Origin of the sequence: Streptomyces sp. NBC_00178, assembly GCF_036206005.1 — a bacterium.
In the GTDB taxonomy this organism is placed as follows: Bacteria; Actinomycetota; Actinomycetes; order Streptomycetales; family Streptomycetaceae; genus Streptomyces.
This window is the reverse complement of sequence record NZ_CP108143.1, coordinates 2551097-2570220: the sequence shown is the minus strand read 5'-3', so window position 1 is coordinate 2570220 and position 19124 is coordinate 2551097. Positions and strand designations below refer to the sequence as shown.

At 73.5% G+C, this 19124-nt stretch carries 13 protein-coding genes; all 13 read right to left on the bottom strand.

Going from position 1 to position 19124, the window contains the following annotated elements; translation table 11 throughout:
• Positions 1 to 3327 (bottom strand): FtsX-like permease family protein, encoded by a 3327-nt coding sequence (locus OHT61_RS11080; RefSeq protein ID WP_329037353.1) that lies wholly within the window; start codon positions 3325 to 3327, stop codon positions 1 to 3.
• Between the two features lie 215 nt (positions 3328 to 3542).
• A complete protein-coding gene (locus OHT61_RS11075) occupies positions 3543 to 3947 on the bottom strand; it encodes a globin (protein WP_329037352.1) in 405 nt (134 codons plus the stop codon).
• Positions 3948 to 4020: 73 nt separating this feature from the next.
• Positions 4021 to 5340, bottom strand: coding sequence for an FHA domain-containing protein (locus OHT61_RS11070; RefSeq protein ID WP_329037351.1), 1320 nt, complete (start codon positions 5338 to 5340; stop codon positions 4021 to 4023).
• Between the two features lie 108 nt (positions 5341 to 5448).
• On the bottom strand, positions 5449 to 6810 hold the full coding sequence (locus tag OHT61_RS11065; protein ID WP_329037349.1) for a vWA domain-containing protein: 1362 nt from the start codon (positions 6808 to 6810) through the stop codon (positions 5449 to 5451).
• 127 nt (positions 6811 to 6937) lie between these two features.
• Positions 6938 to 8287, bottom strand: a complete 1350-nt coding sequence (locus OHT61_RS11060; protein WP_329037347.1) for a PP2C family serine/threonine-protein phosphatase — start codon at positions 8285 to 8287, stop codon at positions 6938 to 6940.
• 2 nt (positions 8288 to 8289) lie between these two features.
• Positions 8290 to 10998: a serine/threonine-protein kinase gene (locus OHT61_RS11055; protein WP_329037344.1), complete on the bottom strand. Its 2709-nt coding sequence runs from the start codon at positions 10996 to 10998 to the stop codon at positions 8290 to 8292.
• Positions 10995 to 12332, bottom strand: coding sequence for a hypothetical protein (locus tag OHT61_RS11050; RefSeq protein WP_329037342.1), 1338 nt, complete (start codon positions 12330 to 12332; stop codon positions 10995 to 10997). Before OHT61_RS11050 ends, OHT61_RS11055 begins: the two co-directional genes overlap by 4 nt.
• A 44-nt stretch (positions 12333 to 12376) precedes the next feature.
• A complete protein-coding gene (locus OHT61_RS11045) occupies positions 12377 to 13414 on the bottom strand; it encodes a glutamate ABC transporter substrate-binding protein (RefSeq protein ID WP_329037340.1) in 1038 nt (345 codons plus the stop codon).
• A gap of 11 nt (positions 13415 to 13425) precedes the next feature.
• Positions 13426 to 14814 (bottom strand): hypothetical protein, encoded by a 1389-nt coding sequence (locus tag OHT61_RS11040; protein WP_443049400.1) that lies wholly within the window; start codon positions 14812 to 14814, stop codon positions 13426 to 13428.
• A 230-nt stretch (positions 14815 to 15044) separates the two neighbouring features.
• Positions 15045 to 16019 carry an N-acetylglucosamine kinase gene (locus tag OHT61_RS11035; RefSeq protein ID WP_329037337.1) on the bottom strand — a complete coding sequence of 325 codons (975 nt, stop codon included), beginning with the start codon at positions 16017 to 16019 and terminating at the stop codon, positions 15045 to 15047.
• A complete protein-coding gene (locus tag OHT61_RS11030; RefSeq protein ID WP_329037335.1) occupies positions 16010 to 17275 on the bottom strand; it encodes a 6-phospho-beta-glucosidase in 1266 nt (421 codons plus the stop codon). The genes OHT61_RS11035 and OHT61_RS11030 overlap by 10 nt, the downstream gene beginning before the upstream one ends.
• Before the next feature lies 1 nt (position 17276).
• Entirely contained in the window at positions 17277 to 18176 is a 900-nt protein-coding gene (locus OHT61_RS11025) for a carbohydrate ABC transporter permease (protein ID WP_329037333.1), read from the bottom strand.
• A gap of 3 nt (positions 18177 to 18179) precedes the next feature.
• Positions 18180 to 19121, bottom strand: coding sequence for a carbohydrate ABC transporter permease (locus OHT61_RS11020; protein ID WP_329037331.1), 942 nt, complete (start codon positions 19119 to 19121; stop codon positions 18180 to 18182).
• Between the last annotated feature and the right edge of the window lie 3 nt (positions 19122 to 19124).

Sequence of the window (19124 nt, the reverse complement as noted above, 5' to 3'; positions counted from 1 at the left end):
TCAGTTGTCCCCCTGGTGGCGCAGCGACACCGCGGGATCGGCGCGGCGCAGTGTGATCGCCGCGACGAACAGCAGCGGCAGCGCGGCGACCGAGACCAGCAGGACGGCGACCTGACCGGCGGGCAGCAGCACCAGCACATCGGGCACCGGCCTGGCCGCCTGCCCGGTGAGTACGACGAGGGGGACGACGGCCCGGGTCAGCACGGCCCCCAGGGCGAGCCCGATCAGCAACGCCAGGGTGATCAGGACCCCTTGTTCGGCGGCCATCATCCGGGCCAGGCGGCGCCGGGGCGCGCCCAGTGCCCGCAGCACGGCGAACTCGGCCGCCCGCTCCCGCTGCGAACCGACGAGCCCGACGGCGAATCCGACCGCGGCCAGGGCGGCGGCCACGACGGCGGCCGCCAGCAGCGCGGACTGCGGACCGGCGCCCAGCGGATCGTCCGCGAGGTCCCGCGCCACCTCGTCCCGCACCCGCACCTGCGCCGGGTCCGTGTCCGGCAGAGCGCGCAGCTTTGCCGCGACCTCCGCGCCACCGCCCGGTGCGGTGCTCAGCCACCACTCGGTGGGGGCGAGCGTGGCGCCCGGCCGGTGGGCGAGTACCTCGGACACGGCCCTGAGATCCAGCAGCACGGCCCCGCCGGGCTTGACCGACGCGTCGGTCGCGGCACCCTCCGCGACACCGGTGGCCGCGCCCGGTCCGGTGGTCGGCAACTGCCGCACCGACTTCACCAGGGTCACCCGGACCGTGTTCCCCGCCAGGGTCAGGTCGACCTCCTGGCCCAGCTCGGCGCCCGCGTACTTCAGGTACGCGTCCGTGGCCACCGCCTTCAACGCGGGGGCGGCGGGGCGGGCCGCGGTGATGCGCAGGGTGCCGACCGGCTCGCCGGCCCAGAATCCGCCGTCCTCCGTGTCGGCGCCGGTGCCGTAGCGGAAGGCCGGGGCCGGGCCCGAGCCGGTGACCGTCTCGGTCTTCTCGCCCGGGCGGGTCTCCCCGGCCTCGGTCACGGTCGCGGCGGCGTGCCAGCGCACCCCGTCCGAGGCGGGCACCGGCCGCTCGACGCCGCCGGCGGCGAGCGCGCGCATCCCCGTCACGGAGACCAGACGCTCCTGCGGGCCCTCCGGGACCTGGCCGTCCACCTCGAAGCCCGTCACCGCCAGTCCGCCCGACGCGGACACGGGGAAGGACTTCGTGTGGACCCGGCCGTCGGCGGGGACCGTACCGGCTCCCACCCGGTAGCCGATCCCGTAACGGTCCTCCAGCAGCACGCTCACCAACGGCGCGGCCCCGACCGGGGGCTCCCCGCCGTCCGCCGAGGTGCCGGCGATCCGCAGACCGAACCGCACCCGGGTGCTGCCCTTCGGCAGGACCACCCCGGTCCGTGCCGTCCTCGGCGGGGCGATCGCGTCGAACAGCTCGGCCGGGGACGCCCCGGAGAGGTCCTCACGCATCAGCATCCCCTCGTCCGCGTGCGCGGTGTCCAGGGCGACCATCTCGGCCGTGCGGCCCCCGGACAGGTCGGCCGTCGCGCGGAACGCCGGGGCCGCCTGGCGCACCCCGGGCAACTCCGAGTAGGGGGCGGCGTTCGCCGGGTCGCCGGAGAGCCCGCCCACCATGCGCACCGACGCACCCGACCTGAAGTCCGCCTGGTCGTCCTGCGACCGGTCCCACGAGGCGCTCTGCCCGATGGCCAGCATGCCCATCGCGACCGAGAGGACCAGCAGCAGCACCGGCCCCGCGCCGCGCAGCGGACGGCGGCTGAACTGCCAGCCGGCCAGGGCCGCCGACAGCCCCCGGCCGCCCGCGGCACGGCGCTCCGCGAGCCTGGCGGCGGGCGGGAGGAGCCGCAGCGTGAGCACGGTCCCCGCGAGCAGGGCCAGCGCGGGGGCGGCGACCAGCAGCGGGTCGATGCCGAGTTCGCCGCCGCGGTCGCCGCTGAGTGCGCCGCCGCCGGACGCCCCGGTCTGCCGGTCCAGTTGCCAGTACGCCACTCCCGCGATCAGCAGGAGCCCGATGTCGGCGCCCGCCCGCACCGGTACGGGCAGCGTGGAGCCGCGGCCCTTGCGGCGGCCGCTCCCCCCGGCGGTGAGCGCGGGTGCGACCACGGCGAGCGCGCACATCAGGGCCACGGCGGCGGCCACCAGCCAGACCGTGGCGTCCACCCCGCCGTCGAGCCGCAGCCCGATCCGGCCCAGGTCGCTCCGCCGCGCCAGCAGCCGGGTCAGCGGCCCGGCGAGCAGCGGAGCGACGACGGCGGCGGGCACCGCCAGGAGCAGCGCCTCGATCGCGGCCAGCGAGGCGATGCGGCCCCGCGAACCGCCCCGGGCCCGCAGGAGCTCACTCTCGCCGCCGCGTTCACCGCTCAGCAGCCTGGCCACGAGGAGCAGCGCGTAACCGGCGAGCAGGACGAGCTGGACGGCGACGATCATGATCGTGGAGCGGGACACCAGCAGGGCCCGCTCGATCTGGTCGATGACGGTCGGCAGCGAGGTGCGCACCGCCGGGCCGTCGCCGAACACCCCGGACGCGGCCAGGGTCTTCGGCCCCGACGCCGACGCCTCGCGCAGGGCCTTCGTACGGTCCGTGGTCACCGCCGTGAAGTCGGCGGCGGCCACCCACGACGACGGACCGGCACTGACGCGGGCGGAACCGAGCACGGCAGGGTCCGCCAGCAGCGGGCCGTAGGTGGTGAAGACGACCTCGCGGACCCCGCGCCCGCCCAGCGGGTCCAGCCGCCAGTAGGGGTCGGCCAGGTCGGAGGCCTCGTAGAGGCCGGTGATCTCGACCTTCAGCGGCGTCCCACCCACCCGGTCGGTCAGGGTGAGTGCGGAGCCCGGCTTCAGTTCCAGGGCCTCGGCCGCGGCGCGCGGCAGCGCCACCTGCACCGGGGCGTCCGGCGCGCCGGCACCGGCCCCGGGCATGCGCCCCGCGGTGAGGCGCACCCGGCTGCGGTCCAGCGAGGCGAGATGGGTCAGATCCGGTTCACCGCGCCGTTCGGCCGCCGTCTGGAGAGAGCGCGGCAGCGCGTACGGGCCCGAGCTCTCCAGCTTCCGTACCGTGACCGGCAGCCCGTCGAACGTGGCGTCGGCGGCCCGGCGCACCAGGGCGTCGGCCTTCTCGCGCCGCTCGCGGTCCACGTCGGCGGAGACGAACAGGGAGGCCTGCTCCGCGGAGCGGTGCGTGAGCGTGTGCCGCAGCGCGGCGTCGCCTATGGAGCCGGAGAACGCGGTGAGCGAGGCCAGCACACAGGTGGTGAGCAGGACGGCCAGCAGGGCTGCGGCGAGCAGGAGCCGGTGCGCGCGCACCCGCAGAAAGACGAACCCCGTCACCCGTGTTCCCCCGCACCCTCAGCAGCCGTACGCCTTCCACGCCCCCCGGCGTCCCTCGGATGCTTTCAGAGTGCACGCGCTCTGGAAACCGCTTGTGGTCGCAAATTGATGGGATCGTGACCGTTATGCGGGTGTGAAGCACCGAATTTCGCACATGACTGATCGGACTGCTTCGGATCGGTCGGTTCCGTGTGTGACCGGGCGCCTGCTCCGGATCAGTCCGCGGTGTTGATCATCGAGGCCGCGGCGTAGGTGAGGTAGTCCCACAGCCGGCGCTCGTGCTCGGGTGCGAGGCCGAGTTCGTCGAGCGCCACCCGCATGTGGCCGAGCCAGGCATCGTGCGCCGCCCTGTCCACGCGGAACGGGACGTGCCGCATCCGCAGCCGGGGGTGGCCCCGCTCGTCGCTGTAGGTGCGCGGGCCGCCCCAGTACTGCATGAGGAACAGCCTGAAGCGCTCCTCGGCCGGACCGAGATCCGCCTCGGGGTACATCGGGCGCAGCAGCGGGTCCCCGGCGACGCCCTGGTAGAAGCGGTGTACCAGGCGCCGGAACGTGTCCTCGCCGCCGACCTGCTCGTAGAAGGTCTGCTCCTGCAGGGTGTCGCGCGGAATCTCTGTCACAGGTCCATCGTCGCAGACACCCCGGCCGAGGTCAGGAGTCCTAGGACTCCTGACCTCGGCCGGGGTGCGCGGTTCAGTCGCGGCGGACCGTGATCGTCGTCCAGGCGCCCACGTGCACCTGGTCGCCGTCCTGGAGCGGGACGGGGACGTAGGGCTGGATCGGGTCCTCGGCACCGTTCAGCGTGGTGCCGTTGGTGGAGTTCTGGTCCACGACCGCCCACGTGCCGTCGGGCTGCTGCACGAGCACGGCGTGCTGGTGGGAGACGCCCGGGTCCTCCGGCGGCACGGCCAGGTCGACGTCGGGCGACTCACCTGTGCTGTGCCGGCGGCGGCCGATGGTGATCTGGCCGCCGGTGAGCGGAAGGCGCTGCTCGGGGGAGTACGCGGGCAGATTGAGGCCGGTGGCCTCGGGGCCGCTGCGCTGCATCATCGCCAGGAAGTAGTCGCGGTCCGGGGCGATGACCGCCGTCCACGTGCCCGGTCCCTGGTCGGGGCCGCCCTGTGCGGGGCCCTGGCCGGGGAACTGCTGCTGCGGGACCTGGGGCGGCCGGGGCGCCTGCCCGCCCTGCTGGAAGCCCTGCGGCTGCTGCTGCCGCGAGGGCGGCGGCAGCATCCAGTCGTCGTCCCCGCCGGACTGCGGCGCCTGCGGCTGCGCGGGAGCGGGCGCCGCCGACTGCTGCTGGAAGGACGGCGGGGGTCCCTGGCGGTGCGGCTCGAACGGGGACGGGGCGCCGGAGGGACTCTGCCCACCGGGACCCTGGCCGCCCTGTTCCTGCCGCTCGAACGGAGAGGGCGACGGCGGCTGCTGTCCCGGCCGCTCGAACGGCGACGGTGACGCGGGCTGCTGCTCCTGCCGCTCGAACGGCGACGGCGACTGCTGCTGGAAGGACGGCGGAGGCGGCGGCCCCTGGCGGAACGACGGCGGCGGACCGGACCGGCCGCCCTGCTCGGGGGAGAGCGGCTCCGCGGGCCGGTTCACCTGCGAGGGCCGCGAGCCCTGGTACTCGAAGGGGTCGCGCTGCTGCTGGGGCGGCGGGCCCTGCTGCGCCTGGAAGCCGGGCGGCAGGTTCAGGCCGGGCACGGGACCGCCCGTACCGCCCTGCGGTGCGAGCGGGGTGTAGGACGTCGCCGTGTTCGTGAGGAAGTTCCAGCGGCACTCCTCGCAGAACGGCGCCATCGCCTCGCGCGGGGTGCGGCACTGCGGGCAGAGCTCGGCCTGGACGGTGGGCTGGCCGGCCCCGGGCTGCTGCGGATATCCGTAGCCGGGCGCCGGCGGCGGAGGGGGCGGCGGCGGAACCGCACCCGAGGGCGCGTCCGTCCCGGTCATGCGATGTCCGCAGACCTCGCACCAGTCCTCGGAACCCGACTGGTGTCCGTTCGGGCAGGTCGGCATGTCGGCGCTTCCCCCTCTCCTCGTCCGGCCCGGAGGCCGCCATGCTCGTCGGTGCAGCCGTACGGCCGGTCGGCCTTCCGTACGGTTCTGTCGTTGTCGTTCGTGTGGCTATTTCTTGACACGAACGGTCTTGGTCGAGCGCGTTTCGAGTGTCATCTCGTCCGCTTCTGCGACCCTCGCTTTCAGTCGCACAGTACCGGTCGCCGCGTCGACGACGTCGACCACCTTCGAAAGCAGCTTCGCGGTATCGGCGTTCCCGGATGCCGAGGCGAGCTGCACCGCTCGGCCCAGTTTCGCCGTAGCGCCGTCGAAGTCTCCGGATTTGCGGGCATCCAGTCCCTGTTGGATGACTTGTGCCAGTTCCGCCTGTCCTGTGTAGTGCGCCACCTGCGGGTTGATCGACGTGGACGCGGCCATGTCGTCCGTCCAGACGGCACGCACCAGACCCTGCGAGAGCGTCTGCGGGGTGCCACCGTCCGACGGTGGCGGCAGGATCAGTGAGACCCTCGCGGCCAGCATCTCCTGGCCGATCCCGGCCTCCGGAACCCTCACGCACACGTGGTAGTCGCGGGATTCGTCGCCCCAGGAACCGGTCGGGTAGTCCCCCGCGCGCGGCCCGGCCGCGGTCCGGCGGCCGGTCAGATCGGCGACCGTGGGCGCGACCTGCTTGACGAACGCGATCTCCACGCCGACGGGTGTCCAGAGCCGCAGTGCGACGTCCGCGACCTCCTTGCCCATCGCGTTCTCCATCATCCGCGTGAAGTCGCCCGCGAGGCCCGAGGGATCGGCGACGATGTCCGCCGTGCCGAGCAGGGCGGAGGCGATCGCTGTGACCTCTTTCACCTCCCAGTCGGTGCCCACACCTCTCGCGTCGCAGGTGAAGCGGCCCGCGCAGGAGTCCAGGGCGGCCCGCAGGTCCTCCGGGGACTCGTGCTCGTTGCGGCCGTCGGTGAGGAGGATGCCGTGCCGGATACCGGCGTCGGCCGACGCGAGCAGCCGGTCCGCGAGCCGCAGCCAGGTCCCGACAGCCGTCCCGCCCCCCGCGCTCAGCCGGCGCAGGGCCTCCTTGGCCTCGGCCTTGGCCGTCGCGGACGCGGTCGCCAGCCGTCCGCCGCCCGGGTAGACGTCCTTGGCGACGTGGGTGCCCGCGATCACGGCGAAGCGGGTGCCGTCGCGCAGGGTGTCGATCGCCGCCGCGGTCGCGTCGCGCGCGTTGCGCATCTTCGTCGGCGGGTGGTCCATCGACCCCGAGCAGTCCACCATGAGCACCACGGCGGCGCCGGCCCCCGCCCCGGCCGAGTCCCTCGGCGCCGGTACCGCGCCGCCCAGCGGCACGCCGCCGGTCGTCCCCCCGCCCGTGGACGTGACGGTCACGATGGCGTTGACCTCGCGCCCGCCCTCGGGCAGGTAGGCGTTCTGGTACACCTCGACGGAGAACTGCGGCACGTTCGACTTGGAGAAGTTGGCCATCTGATCGGCTCCTTGAGGCTCCACGTAGGTCGGTCGGTGACGATCGCGCGGGCCGGGTTCAGGACGTGGGACGTTAAGGGCGTAGGGCAGGACGGATCACCGGACCCACCGGGCGGACCGGACGTGGCTAGGCGGATCCTGCCCCCGCGGGCACCACGGCGAACGGCAGCAGCGCCACTGTTACGTTGTCGTGGCCCCCGCCGTCGAGCGCGTGACCCACCAGCACCTGGGCACCGTGCAGCGGCCGTTCGTGGGCGTCGGGCGGCAGGGCCGCCGCCATCTCCGCCGCGGCCTCCGCGTAGTTCCACAGACCGTCGGTGCACACCACCACCAGCCCGGGCCGGTCCGGTTTGAAGGACGCGGTGTGCGGCTCCAGTTCGTACGCGTCGGCGCCGAGCCAGCCCGTGATGGCGTGGGCGCGCTCGTCGGCGTACGCCTCCGCCTCGTTCATCAGGCCGGTCGCGACCATCTGCGCCGCCCAGGAGTCGTCCTCCGTGAGCCGGGCCGGCGGGTGGGCACGGTCCTCGGGCACCCAGTAGACACGGCTGTCGCCCACCCAGCCGACGACCAGCAGACCCCCGGCCGCGATCGCGCCGACCAGGGTGCAGGCGGGGGCGTTCTGGTGGCGGTGCTGGTCGTGCTCCAGCGCCCGGCCGGATTCCTGCGCGAGGGCGTTGACGGCCTCGGAGGCCGCCACGATCGCCTCGTGCATGGCAGTCTGCGGATGCGTGCCGCGCGGCAGCGACTCCAGCAGCGCCTCGTTCGCGGCGCGAGCCGCGGCGGCGGACGCCTCGTCCGGCCGGCTCGCCGACGAGACGCCGTCGCACACGATGGCCACCACGGCGGGCGAACCGTCCGGCAGGCCCGTGCAGGACACCGCGAACGCGTCCTCGTTGCGGTGGTGCCGCAGCCCGCGGTCGCTGACCGCGGCCACGGCGCCGAGCTCCTGCTCCATGTGGTCCCGCTCGCGAGGCTGGGCATGGCCGCAGTTCTCGCAGTAGCCGTCCGGATCGACATGACCCGAGCGGCAGGCCACGCAGACCTTCGCCGCCGCGCCCCCCGCGGTCGCGTGCTCGACCGTGCGGGGATCGGGCGCGGCGAGCTCGAAGTCGGCCGCCGCACCGCCGCGTTCTCCGCCGGCGCCGTCCGGCTCGTCGTGGCGGACGGCCGCCGGCGCCGAGGCCGCGAGGGGCCGCCCGCCCGAGTCCACGCCCGGCAGGTCGGCCGGGCGGTGCGTGGGAGCGGGCAGGTCGGAGCTGTCGGTCCCGGAGGCGGCCGGCCACTCCACCGGAGCGGCCGCCCCGGCCTCCGCGCCCTGCGCCGGCACCGTGATGGCGACGGTGGGGCGGTCCCCGGGGGGAGCGGGCACGGCCGAGAGGTCGTATCCGCACGCCCCGCAGAACAGGTCGCCCGGCTCCAGCGGTTCCTCGCAGCTGGGGCACCCCGGCAAGGAGGCCCGCTGGTGGATCTGTGACATCTTCACACCCAGGTCCGGGGGCGGAAACGGTTGGCCCGCTCCACCAGTTCGATCCTCTCGTCGCCCCGCTGCGCGAGCCGGGCGAGTATCCGGTACGAGCGTTCGAGGCCGAACCTGAGGCCCCGCTCGTCCAGCTCACTGCCGAGCACCGTTCTCGGGCCCGCGGCTGCGGGGGAGGACGGAGCGGCCGGCCGAGCCGTGGGACTACCGGAGAGTACCCAGTCGAGCGCCGTCCCCAGCACCTCGGTCGACAACTGCTCTCGGCGCACCGCGTCCAGGCCGTATCCCTGCAACGCCGTCACCTGGTCCGCGGCGGCCGACAGGTCGTCGAGCAGCGGCTCCTGGGGCGCGCGCTCGCGCAGCCGGGCGCGCACCGCGGCCACCCGGGCCGCCGTGTAGTGGATCGACGACTCCGGTACGGACTCCAGGGTGTGCACCGCTCCGGCGCGGTCCCCGGCGGCGATCTGTACCCGGGCCAGGCCGAACGCGGCGCTGACGAAGCTCGGATCGGTCGTCCACACCAGGCGGTAGTACTCCGCCGCGTTGTCCAGCTGGCCCAGCAGCTCGGCGCAGATCCCCAGGGCCAGCTTCGGAGCCGGCTCCCCCGGGAAGGCGTCGTAGACCGCGTCGAAGGACAGTGCCGCGCCCTCCCGGTCACCGGTCACCAGGGAGGTGACCCCCCGGTACCACACGACCCGCCAGTCGTCCGGGTGCCGGCCCTCCACCGAGGTCAGGACCCGTTCGGCGGAGCCGGGTTCGCCCATCTCCAGACGGGCGCGGAGCTCCCGGAGGCGGGTCTCCAGCGAGGCCGCCGGCACGGAGCGCAGTGCCGCGACCAGTTCGGCGGGCGCCGACGCCATCACCCCGGCCAGGAAACCCGCGTTCGGGTCGTTCGGGTCGACCCGGGGGACCGGGAGGGCCAGCGCGGTGGCCCGCGCGTCGAACACGGCGAGCCGCGGGCCGGCCCCCGCGTAGGCGGCGGGGAGCGGCACGGGGGCCGGGGCCGCCGGTGCGCGCGGGGCCGGGACGGCGGCCCGTGCCGGGGCGGAGCCCCCCGTGCCCGCCCGCACGTGGGTGTCCGGCGCGTGCACCGCAGCCGCACCCGGGGACGCACCCTGCGGGGCGGCGGCGAGCGGCGGGGGGAAGGCGGGGGCCGGAGCGGGCGCGGGGGGAACCGGGGCCGGTGTGCCGCGCCGTCCGGGACGGCCCCGGCCCGCAGCCGGGGCCCGCCGGGCACCGAGCGCCGACGCGTCGCCCGCCGGCTCTGCGAACAACTCCGTGTCCGTCACCCGGACTTCCGTGCCGAAGAGCGTCGAGAGCGCGGGTCGCGGCCGGCCCGTCTGCAGGGCGACGACCTCGCGCAGGACCCCCGTCAGCTGCTCGGCCATCTCCCCGGCGGAGGAGAACCGGCGGGCCGGGTCCGGGTCGGTGGCGCGCACGAGGAGCCGGTAGAACGACTCGTACCGGCGGAACACGTCGATGTTGTCCGGGTCGGGCAGTGAGTCCACGAAGACGTTCGTGTAGCCCTGGAAGTCGAAGGTGAGGACCGCGAGCGTCCGGGCGACCGTGTACAGGTCGGAGGCGACGGACGGCCCGGTCTCCGCGACCTCGGGGGCCTGGTAGCCGACGGTCCCGTAGATGGCCGACTCGTCGTCGTCCATCCTGCGCACCGCGCCCATGTCGATGAGCTTGAGCTGGTCCTCGGTCTGGATGGCGTTGTCGACCTTGAAGTCGCAGTACAGCAGGTTGCGGCTGTGCAGGTGGCCGAGCGCCTCCAGCGCCTCGATGCCGTACGCGCAGGCCTGTTCCACCGGCAGCGGGTCCCGCTTCCCGGCCGGGGTGCGGCGCTCGTTGGCGATCTCCTTCAGCGCCTTGCCGCCGACGTACTCCATGACGATGTAGCCGTCCAGCGAACCGGTGCGCTGGTCCAGGTGCTCCACGAAGTTGTAGATCCGGACGATGTTGGAGTGCTCGATCTCCGCCAGGAAGCGCCGCTCGGAGATGGCCGCGGCCATGGCGTCCTGGTCACCGGTGTCCAGCAGGCCCTTGAGCACCACCCAGCGGTCCGAGACCGCGCGGTCCACCGCGAGGTAGACCCAGCCGAGCCCGCCGTGCGCCAGACAGCCCGCCACCTCGTACTGGCCGTGCACGACGTCGCCGCCGCGCAGCTTGGGCACGAACGAGTACGGATGGCCGCACTTCGTGCAGAACCCCTCCGTGCGGCCGGCCCGCTCGCCGCGGGAGCGGCCCACCGGGGCGCCGCAGTCGGACCGCGAGCAGAATCGCTTCCTCTCGGGCACCTCGGGATTCTCCATCACCGCCGTACGCGGATCGGGCCTCGGCACGTCCGGGACGAGGACGAGCCCCACGCCCAGCCTGCCGCGCCCGGAGGCGGAGGCCGTCGAGGACCCCGAGGAGCGGACCGACACCGAGCGCGAGGCGGAGGAACCGGACAGCGAGCGCGAGAGCCGCCCGGAGACCGAACGCCGGGAGGTCGACGAACGGGACGACGCCCGCGAGCCGGTCCGCTGCGAGGTGCTGCCGCTCCCGCGGCCGCCGGCCCCGCCGCCCGCGATGCCCGTGGGCGGCGAACTCACCATGCCCGTCGGGGACACGACCGGTGCGAGACCGCACGTGTCGCAGTACAGCTCACCGCCGCCCATGTCCTCGTAACCGCCCTCGCAACCCGGGCGCTGGCACTGCGCACTCATGATGTCTCCCCCTGTCCGTCGTGGCCGCCCCGGGAGCGCGGTGTCAGCAGATCGGTCGCGGCCTGCTGGTAGCGCAGCACCGCCTGTCCGGCGACGCGCAGATCGCACGGGGCGCTCCACAGCATCCGGCGGGCCGCGTCGTAGCGCTCGATCAGGAGCGGATCCTCCGCCAGGCCGTGCCGGGTCACCTTCGCCCGGTAGGCGTCCAGCCTGCCGCGCAGCTCCGCCCGCACGGCGAGCGGCGCCGTGACGGACGTCAGCGACTCCCGGGCGCGCATCAGCTCGTCCTCCGCCTCCCGCTCCAGCGAGTCGAGCAGCGGTGACAGCCGGTTCCACTGGGCGTGCCTGCGGTACTCCGCCGCGGCCGCCAGCCGTTCGTGCAGCGCGGTGGGCGGGCCGCTCACCGCGGGCACCTCCGAGGCGGCGATCTTCGCCAGCACCTCGCCGCGTGCCGAACGCGCCTCGGTGAGCGTGCGGTTCGCCCGGGACAGCAGGTCACGCACCTGGGCCAGGCGCTGATCGGCGTCCTGCCGGACCGCGAGCACCGCCTCGATCTCGCGGCGCACCTCCTCCAGGGCACGGGCCGCCCGGTCGTAGCGTGCGGTGTCCGGGCGCCCTCCGCCGGGCGCGGCGCTGCCCGGACCCGGCGTCCAGAACGCCAGCGGATCGGAGATCACCTGCGCCCGCAGCGCGGTCAGTTCCTCGGCGATCGACACCAGGTCGTCCCCTGCCGGATGCTCCCCGGGACGCACACCGACGGAGTGCGCCAGCGACCCGGTGCGGCGCAGCTCGGCGGCCAGCAGGTCTATCCGGGCGGGCAGAGCCGACCACACGGAGTCCGCCGAGAGGACCACGTCCAGGGCATGGGCGTACAGGTCGTTCATCCGGGCCACCAGCTCCTCCAGCGTGAACCGCTCGGAGAGCCGGGCGGGGCCGGTGAGCGAGGGGCCCGGGCCGGCCGCTCCCCGTCTCGCGACGGTCACGCCGTCGCCGCGCAGCAGGTCGGTCAGGGCCATCAGGTCGCTCCTGCCCGGATAGCGGCGCCTGGCCCGGATCTCGCGCGCCGAGGCCAGGGCCCCGGCATAGGCCTCGAAGTACGTCCACAGCAGGGTGATCGACCGCTCGGCGGAGGCCCAGCGCTCCTGGGTGACACCGGTCAGGCCGGCGCCCTCCAGGAGCCTGCGGCCGGCGTGTTCCTCCAGGGCGAACAGCGAGGTCTCGATGGCCTCGCGCTCCGCACCGAGCCGGGCCAGCGTACGGTCCGCCTCGTCCCGGCCCATGACCGGGCCGGGGGGCCTCCCCGCGAAGCTGGGGAAGGATCCCGCCACGCCCATCGATCACCTCTCCGCTCGATTCGCCGGGCCGGGGCCCGGACTGGTCAGTTGCTCCGGTACTTCGGGGCCGGGGGTCCGGTGATCCCCGGCAGGCCCGTCGCCAGCCACTTGCGGTACGACACCATCCAGGGGCTGTCGGCCCCGCCCCGGCGGTAGTCGTCCAGCACCTTGTTGACCCGCGCCACCAGGTCGTCGGCGCCGAGCTTGGCGGCGACGCCGTAGTACTCGGTGGTGAACGGCTTGTCGCCCTTGAGCTCGACCGCCGGGTCCTGCGCCGCCTGGCCGGCCGCCAGCGCGTTGTCCGTGACCACGGCGTCGACCTCGCCGAGCTGCAGCCGGACCAGGCAGTCCAGCTGGTTGGGCACGGTCAGGCGGTCGGGGTCCTGAGCGGTGCCCTCGTGCTCGTCCTCGAACACCGCGCCGTAGGACCTCTCGTTCAGCGCGTCGTACGCCGTGGAGCCCTCGGCCGTGCAGACCCGCTTCCCCTTCAGCGAGTCGTCGTACCCGCTGATGTCCGAGTCCTTCGGGGCCAGCACCTGCTGACCGGCCTGGAAGTACGCCGTGGAGAACGCGACCTGGTCGAGGCGCTTGCAGTTGATCGTCATCGTCCGCACCACGACGTCGACCCGGTCGTGCTCCAGTGCCTCGATGCGCTGGTTGGTCGGTATGGCACGGAAGATCACCGCGTCGGGGTCGCCGAGGACGTCCTTCGCGATGGCCCGCACCAGGTCGATGTCGAACCCCTCGAGGGTGCCGGTCTCCGGATTGCGGTACCCCCACCGGAAGCTGTTCTGGTCGACGCCGGCTATCAGCTTCCCGCGCTCGCGGATCTTCGCGACGTTCGGGCCGTCGGCACCCGACGGGGGGAGGCTCGCCTCCGGGTCCTCGCAGGTGTCGGCGGCCTTCATCGGCACCGTCGCGGTGGCGCCGTGCCCGGCACCCGCGGCGCCGAACGTCCCGTCGCCGTGCGCGAGCGGCAGCAGCGTGAGGCAGGCCGTCACGGCGCAGGCGACCGCCATTCCCGTCACGCCGCCCCAGCCGCGCAGCCTGCCGCGTGCGGCCCAGCCTTTCGCCCCGGTCATCGCTCGTCCCCTCACCGGTACTCCGAGAGCCTGCGGTTGACCCCGACGATCGCGGCGACCGCACCCAGTACGGCGAGGACGGCCGCCCCGGCCGGCAGCCCGCCCAGCGCTCCGCGCCCGCTCCTGGCGGCGGTGTCGAACTCGCCCTGCTCATGGGCGAGCGCCTGCCGCAGTGCGCCGTCGACCAGTTCGAAGCACTCGCCCGTGGAGCCCTTCGGGCCGATGATCTGCTTCAGCGCACCGTCGTAGTCGCCCCGGTCGTCCGTCGTCCGGGCCTTCCGGTGGCGGTTCTGCCACTCGGTCACACTGGTGATGGCACTCGCCACCGGCTTGCTCCCACTGGAGTCGTCGGCGAGCTTCTCCGCGCCGGCGAGCTGTGCGGCGAGGGCCTTCATGCCCGTGCCGTAGTCGGTCTCGTACTTGTCCCGCGTGCCGTCCGGGGTGAGCACCGCCCCCCGGGCGACCAGCGTGAGGTTCTCGTTGGCGCGCGCCTTCAGCGAGTTGATCCTGGCCTTGTTCAGGACGTCGAGGGACTCCTGGCCGTGGACCATCGCGTCGCGCATCTCGGCCCTGGCCACCGTGTGCCCGACGGCCAGCCACAGCAGCACCACGGTCGCCGCGGCCGTCGCGGCGACCAGCCCGTGGTTGAGGACGCGGTTCGTCCTGCGGTAGTTGCGCCGCTGCATCCACACCAGCGCGGCCAGCGTCACGACGCCCGCGGCCAGCGAGAGGAACGGCCACCTGCGGGCGTCGGACGAGTCGGTGGCGAGCCTGCCGGTCTCCGCGGCGTACAGCCGCTCCGCCGCGGGGAGGAGTTCGTTCGTCATCTTCTGGTTGGCGTACCGGAGGTAGGCGCCGCCGAGCGGAAGCCCCTGCCGGTTGTTGGCCCGCGCCCGCTCCACCAGCCCGGTGTACTCGGGCAGCAGCTCGCCCAGGGTGGTGATCTCGCGGTGCGAGGAGGTCGAGGCGTCGGTGCTCGCCGCGGCCTTCACCAGGAGCCTGGAGGCCTCCTTGATGTCCCGCTCGTACTGCTCGTGCACGTCCTTCGGCTCCTGCGCCCCCGCCAGGAAGCCGCTCGCCGCCATCGTGTCCGCGTCCGCCAGCGAACGGTAGATGTCCGCCGCGTCCGCGCTCAGCGGCTGACTGCGGGTCACCACGTCGTGCGCGGCCTCGGCCCGGGCGGCGATCTCCAGGTACGTGACCGCGCCGAACACCACGACCAGCAGGGCGAGTACGGCGCCGAAGATCTGCAGCCGGCCCGGTTCGGTCGTCGCCGCGGAGCGCAGCCGGCCGACGGCGGCTGTCCGGGCGCCACGGCGCGGCGCGGGTACGCCCACGGACGCTTCCCGCGGCCCGGGCGCGGGATCCCGCGGTGCGGTCCCGCTCGGCGGGTATGTCACTCGACCTCCCCCTCGGTCACTGACGACGGCCCCGGCCCCCTGCCGAGGAGGACTGGCGCCCGGCCAGAAGTATGGCCGCACGGACCCGTATCCACCAGGAACAACCGGATGCGCACCGGATCCCTCTCCCCCACCATGAACACGTACGGCGTGACGGTTCGGTTCCCGTGCGGAAGGGGCGTCGCGCGGCGCCGAAGCCGCGTGACGCCCCCACCAGTGGTGTCATTGTGTCAGGCGTAGTACGAGCGCAGCCTCCCGTGGGCCGCCGGGGGCGCCGCCACATGGTCGAGACCCAGCAACGCGGCTCCCAGCACCGGGGGCTGGGCGACCACGCGTACCGCCGCCCGGGGGGCGCGCCCGGCGAGCAGCTCCGCGATCCTGCCGTCCAGCCTGGGGTGCCGTGCGGCGAGGACGCTGCCCCCCAGCACCACGGGAACCTCCTCGGCGAGCAGCCCGAGCCGGTCCAGCGCGACGGACGCCATGGCGACGACCTCGTCCGCCAGACGGTCCACCAGGGCGCCCGCCACGTCATCCCCGGCGGCGCTCGTCGCGAACAGCACCGGCGTCAGCTCGTGGCGGCGCCCGTCGGGGATCAGTCCCCTGTGCAGCGCCTCTATCAGCTCGTACATCGAACCGAGCCCGAAGTGCCCCGGCAGCGCACGGGCCAGCTCCGTCGGCTCCCCGCGGCCGTCCTCGGCCCGCGCGGCGAACCACAGCGCCTCGTCCGCGAGCCCCGAACCACCGCCCCAGTCACCGGATATGCGCCCGATGGCGGGGAAGCGCGCGGTGCGGCCGTCGGGCACCATGCCCACGCAGTTGATCCCGGCACCGCACACGACGGCCACCCCGCGCGGCTCGTCCACCCCGGCGCGCAGGATCGCGAAGGTGTCGTTGCGCACCTCCACCGTGCCGCCCCAGCCGCGCCGCAGCAGAGCCTCGGTCAGCTCGGCCTCCTCGACGGGCAGATCGGCGTTCGCCAGGCAGGCCGACACATGGGCGACGCCCGTGACGTCCTCCTCGCACCGCGCGAGCGCCTGCCCGACCACCGCCGCCAGGATGTCGACGGCCGGCTCCACCCCGACGACCGGCGGCTGGAAGCCGCCGCCGCGCGCCGTGGACAGGACCCTGCCGTCCTCGCCGATCAGTGCCACATCGGTCTTGCTGTTCCCCGCGTCGATGGCGAGGACCGATGCGTTCACGCCCACGCCAGGTGCTCCCGGTTGTGCGCGATCAGCCGGTCCGTGAGCGCCTCGGCGTACTCGAACTGGCCCACGAGCGGGTGCGAGAGCAGCGCCTTGAACACCCGGTCCCGGCCGCCGCGCAGGGCGGCGTCCAGCGCCAGGTCCTCGTACGCCGTGACGGACCCGACGAGTCCCGCGTACAGCGGGTCGAGGGCCGGGACCGCGAGCGGGACGGCGCCCGTGCCGTCCACGCGGGCCTGGACCTCGATCACCGCGTCGTCGGGGAGGAACGGCAGCGTCCCGTTGTTGTACGTGTTGACCACCTGCACCGCGGAGCCGCCCCCGCCGAGCAGGGAGGCCGCCAGGTCGACGGCCGCCTCCGAGTAGTAGGCGCCGCCGCGCTTGGCGAGCAGCTCCGGCTTCTCGTCCAGCGCCGGATTGCCGTACATGGCCAGGAGTTCCTTCTCCATCGCGGCGACCTCCGCCGCCCGGGACGGCTTCGTGCCGAGCTCCCGGACGACCTCGTCGTGCGCGTAGAAGTAGCGCAGGTAGTACGAGGGGACGACACCGAGCCGGTCCACGAGTTGCCGGGGCATGCGCAGGTCGCCCGCGATCGTGTCGCCGTGCTCCGCCAGCAGCTTCGGCAGGACGTCCTCGCCGTCCGGGCCGCCGAGGCGCACCCCGAGCTCCCACGAGAGGTGGTTGAGCCCGACGTGGTCGAGGTGCACCTCACGCGGCGCGACGTCCAGGAGCCGCGCGAACTTCCGCTGGAAGCCGATCGCGACGTTGCACAGGCCCACGGCCTTGTGACCGGCCTGGAGGAGGGCCCGGGTCACGATGCCGACCGGGTTGGTGAAGTCGATGATCCAGGCGTCCGGGTTGGTGCGCCGGACCCGCTCGGCGATGTCCAGGACGACCGGCACCGTGCGCAGCGCCTTGGCGAGGCCGCCGGCCCCGGTGGTCTCCTGGCCGACGCAGCCGCACTCCAGCGGCCAGGTCTCGTCCTGGTTGCGCGCGGCCTGCCCGCCGACGCGCAGCTGGAGCAGCACCGCGTCGGCGCCCTCCACCCCCGCGTCCAGGTCGGCCGTGGTCGTGATCCGCCCCGGGTGGCCCTGCTTGGCGAAGATCCGCCGCGCCAGGCCGCCGACGAGTTCCAGCCGGTCGGCCGCCGGGTCGACGAGCACCAGCTCCTCGACGGGCAGGGTGTCCCGCAGACGTGCGAAACCGTCGATCAGTTCGGGTGTGTAGGTGGACCCGCCACCCACTACTGCGAGCTTCATGTCAGCCCTTTACTCCGGTCAGTGTGACGCCCTCGACGAATGCCTTCTGGGCGAAGAAGAAGACGGCGATCACGGGGGCCATGACCAGAACGGTCGCGGCCATGGTCAGGTTCCAGTCGGTGTGGTGCGCGCCCTTGAAGGATTCCAGGCCGTAACTCAGTGTCCAGGCAGCCGGGTTCTCGGAGGCGTAGATCTGCGGCCCGAAGTAGTCGTTCCACGCGGCGAAGAACTGGAACAGGGCGATCGCCGCGATGCCGGGCCTGGCCATCGGCAGCACGACCTTGACGAGGGTGCGGAACTCGCCGCAGCCGTCGACCTTCGCCGCGTCCAGGTACTCGTCGGGGATGGTGAGGAGGAACTGCCGCAGCAGGAAGATGGAGAACGCGTCGCCGAACGCCATCGGGATGATCAGCGGCCAGAGCGTGCCGGAGAGGTCCAGCTGCTTCGCCCAGAACAGGTACATCGGGATGATGACGACCTGCGGCGGCAGCATCATCATCGAGATGACGAGCATCAGGGAGAGCCGGCGTCCCCTGAAGCGGAACTTCGCCAGCGCGTAGGCGACGGGCACGGACGAGAGCACCGTCAGGACGGTTCCCACCCCCGCGTACAGGAGGGTGTTGCGCCACCAGGTCAGGAATCCCGGGGTGTCGAGGACCCGCCGGTAGTTCTCCCACTCCCAGGTGTCGGGCGTGAGGTCCCTGGTCAGCGCCTGCTGGTCGCTCATCAGCGAGGTCAGCAGGACGAAGACGAACGGCAGGACGAAGAACAGCGCGGCCGCGACGCCCAGGGAGTGCACCGCGATCCAGTGCAGCAGCGCCTTGCGGCGCGCGGTGCGCTCGGCGGGCGTGGGCGCCTCGTCGGCCGTGAGGGCCCGGGGCGGGTCGAGGAGTTGGGTCATGGCTCAGTCACCGGCCTGGATCAGGTTGTTGCGGCCCCGCATCAGCAGTGCGGTGAAGGCCATGGCCAGGGCGAACAGGACGAGGGCGACGACACAGGCGGAGCCGTAGTCGAAGCGCTGGAAGCCGAGGTTGTAGACGAGCTGGGGCAGCGTGAGTGTCGACTTGTCGGGATACCCCGGCTCGAACTGCTGCCCCGAGCCGCCGATCACCCCCGACGCGACCTTCCCGGCCACGAGCGGCTGCGTGTAGTACTGCATCGCCTGGATCACCCCCGTGACCACCGCGAACAGCACGATCGGCGAGATGTTCGGCAGCGTGACGAAGCGGAAGCGCTGCCAGGCCGACGTGCCGTCCAGCTCGGCCGCCTCGTACTGCTCACGGGGCACGTCGAGGAGCGCCGCCATGAAGATCACCATGAGGTCCCCGATGCCCCACACCGCGAGCATCGTGAGCGCGGGCTTGGACCAGGAGGCGTCGTTGAACCAGCCCGGGGCCGGCAGCCCCAGGTCGCCCAGGATCGCGTTGACCGGGCCCGTCCCCGGGTTCAGCAGGAAGACGAAGGCCAGCGTCGCGGCCACCGGCGGCGCGAGGTAGGGCAGGTAGAAGAAGGTGCGGAACAGCCCTGTGCCCGTCTTGATCTTCGTGATCAGCATGCCGATGCCGAGTCCGAACACCACCCGGCAGCCGACCATGACGAGCACCAGCCACAGCGTGTTGCGCAGCGAGGGCCAGAACATCGGGTAGTCGGTGAAGACGTACGTCCAGTTCGTCAGCCCGTTGAACGACGGCGCCCCGAAGCCGTCGTACCTCATGAACGAGAAGTACACCGTCGAGATCATCGGGTACGCGAAGAAGACGGCGAACCCGATCAGCCAGGGCGACATGAAGGCCGCCGTCCGCAGCGCCGACCTGCGGCGCTTGGAGCGGAGTGTGTGCGTGGTCATCGG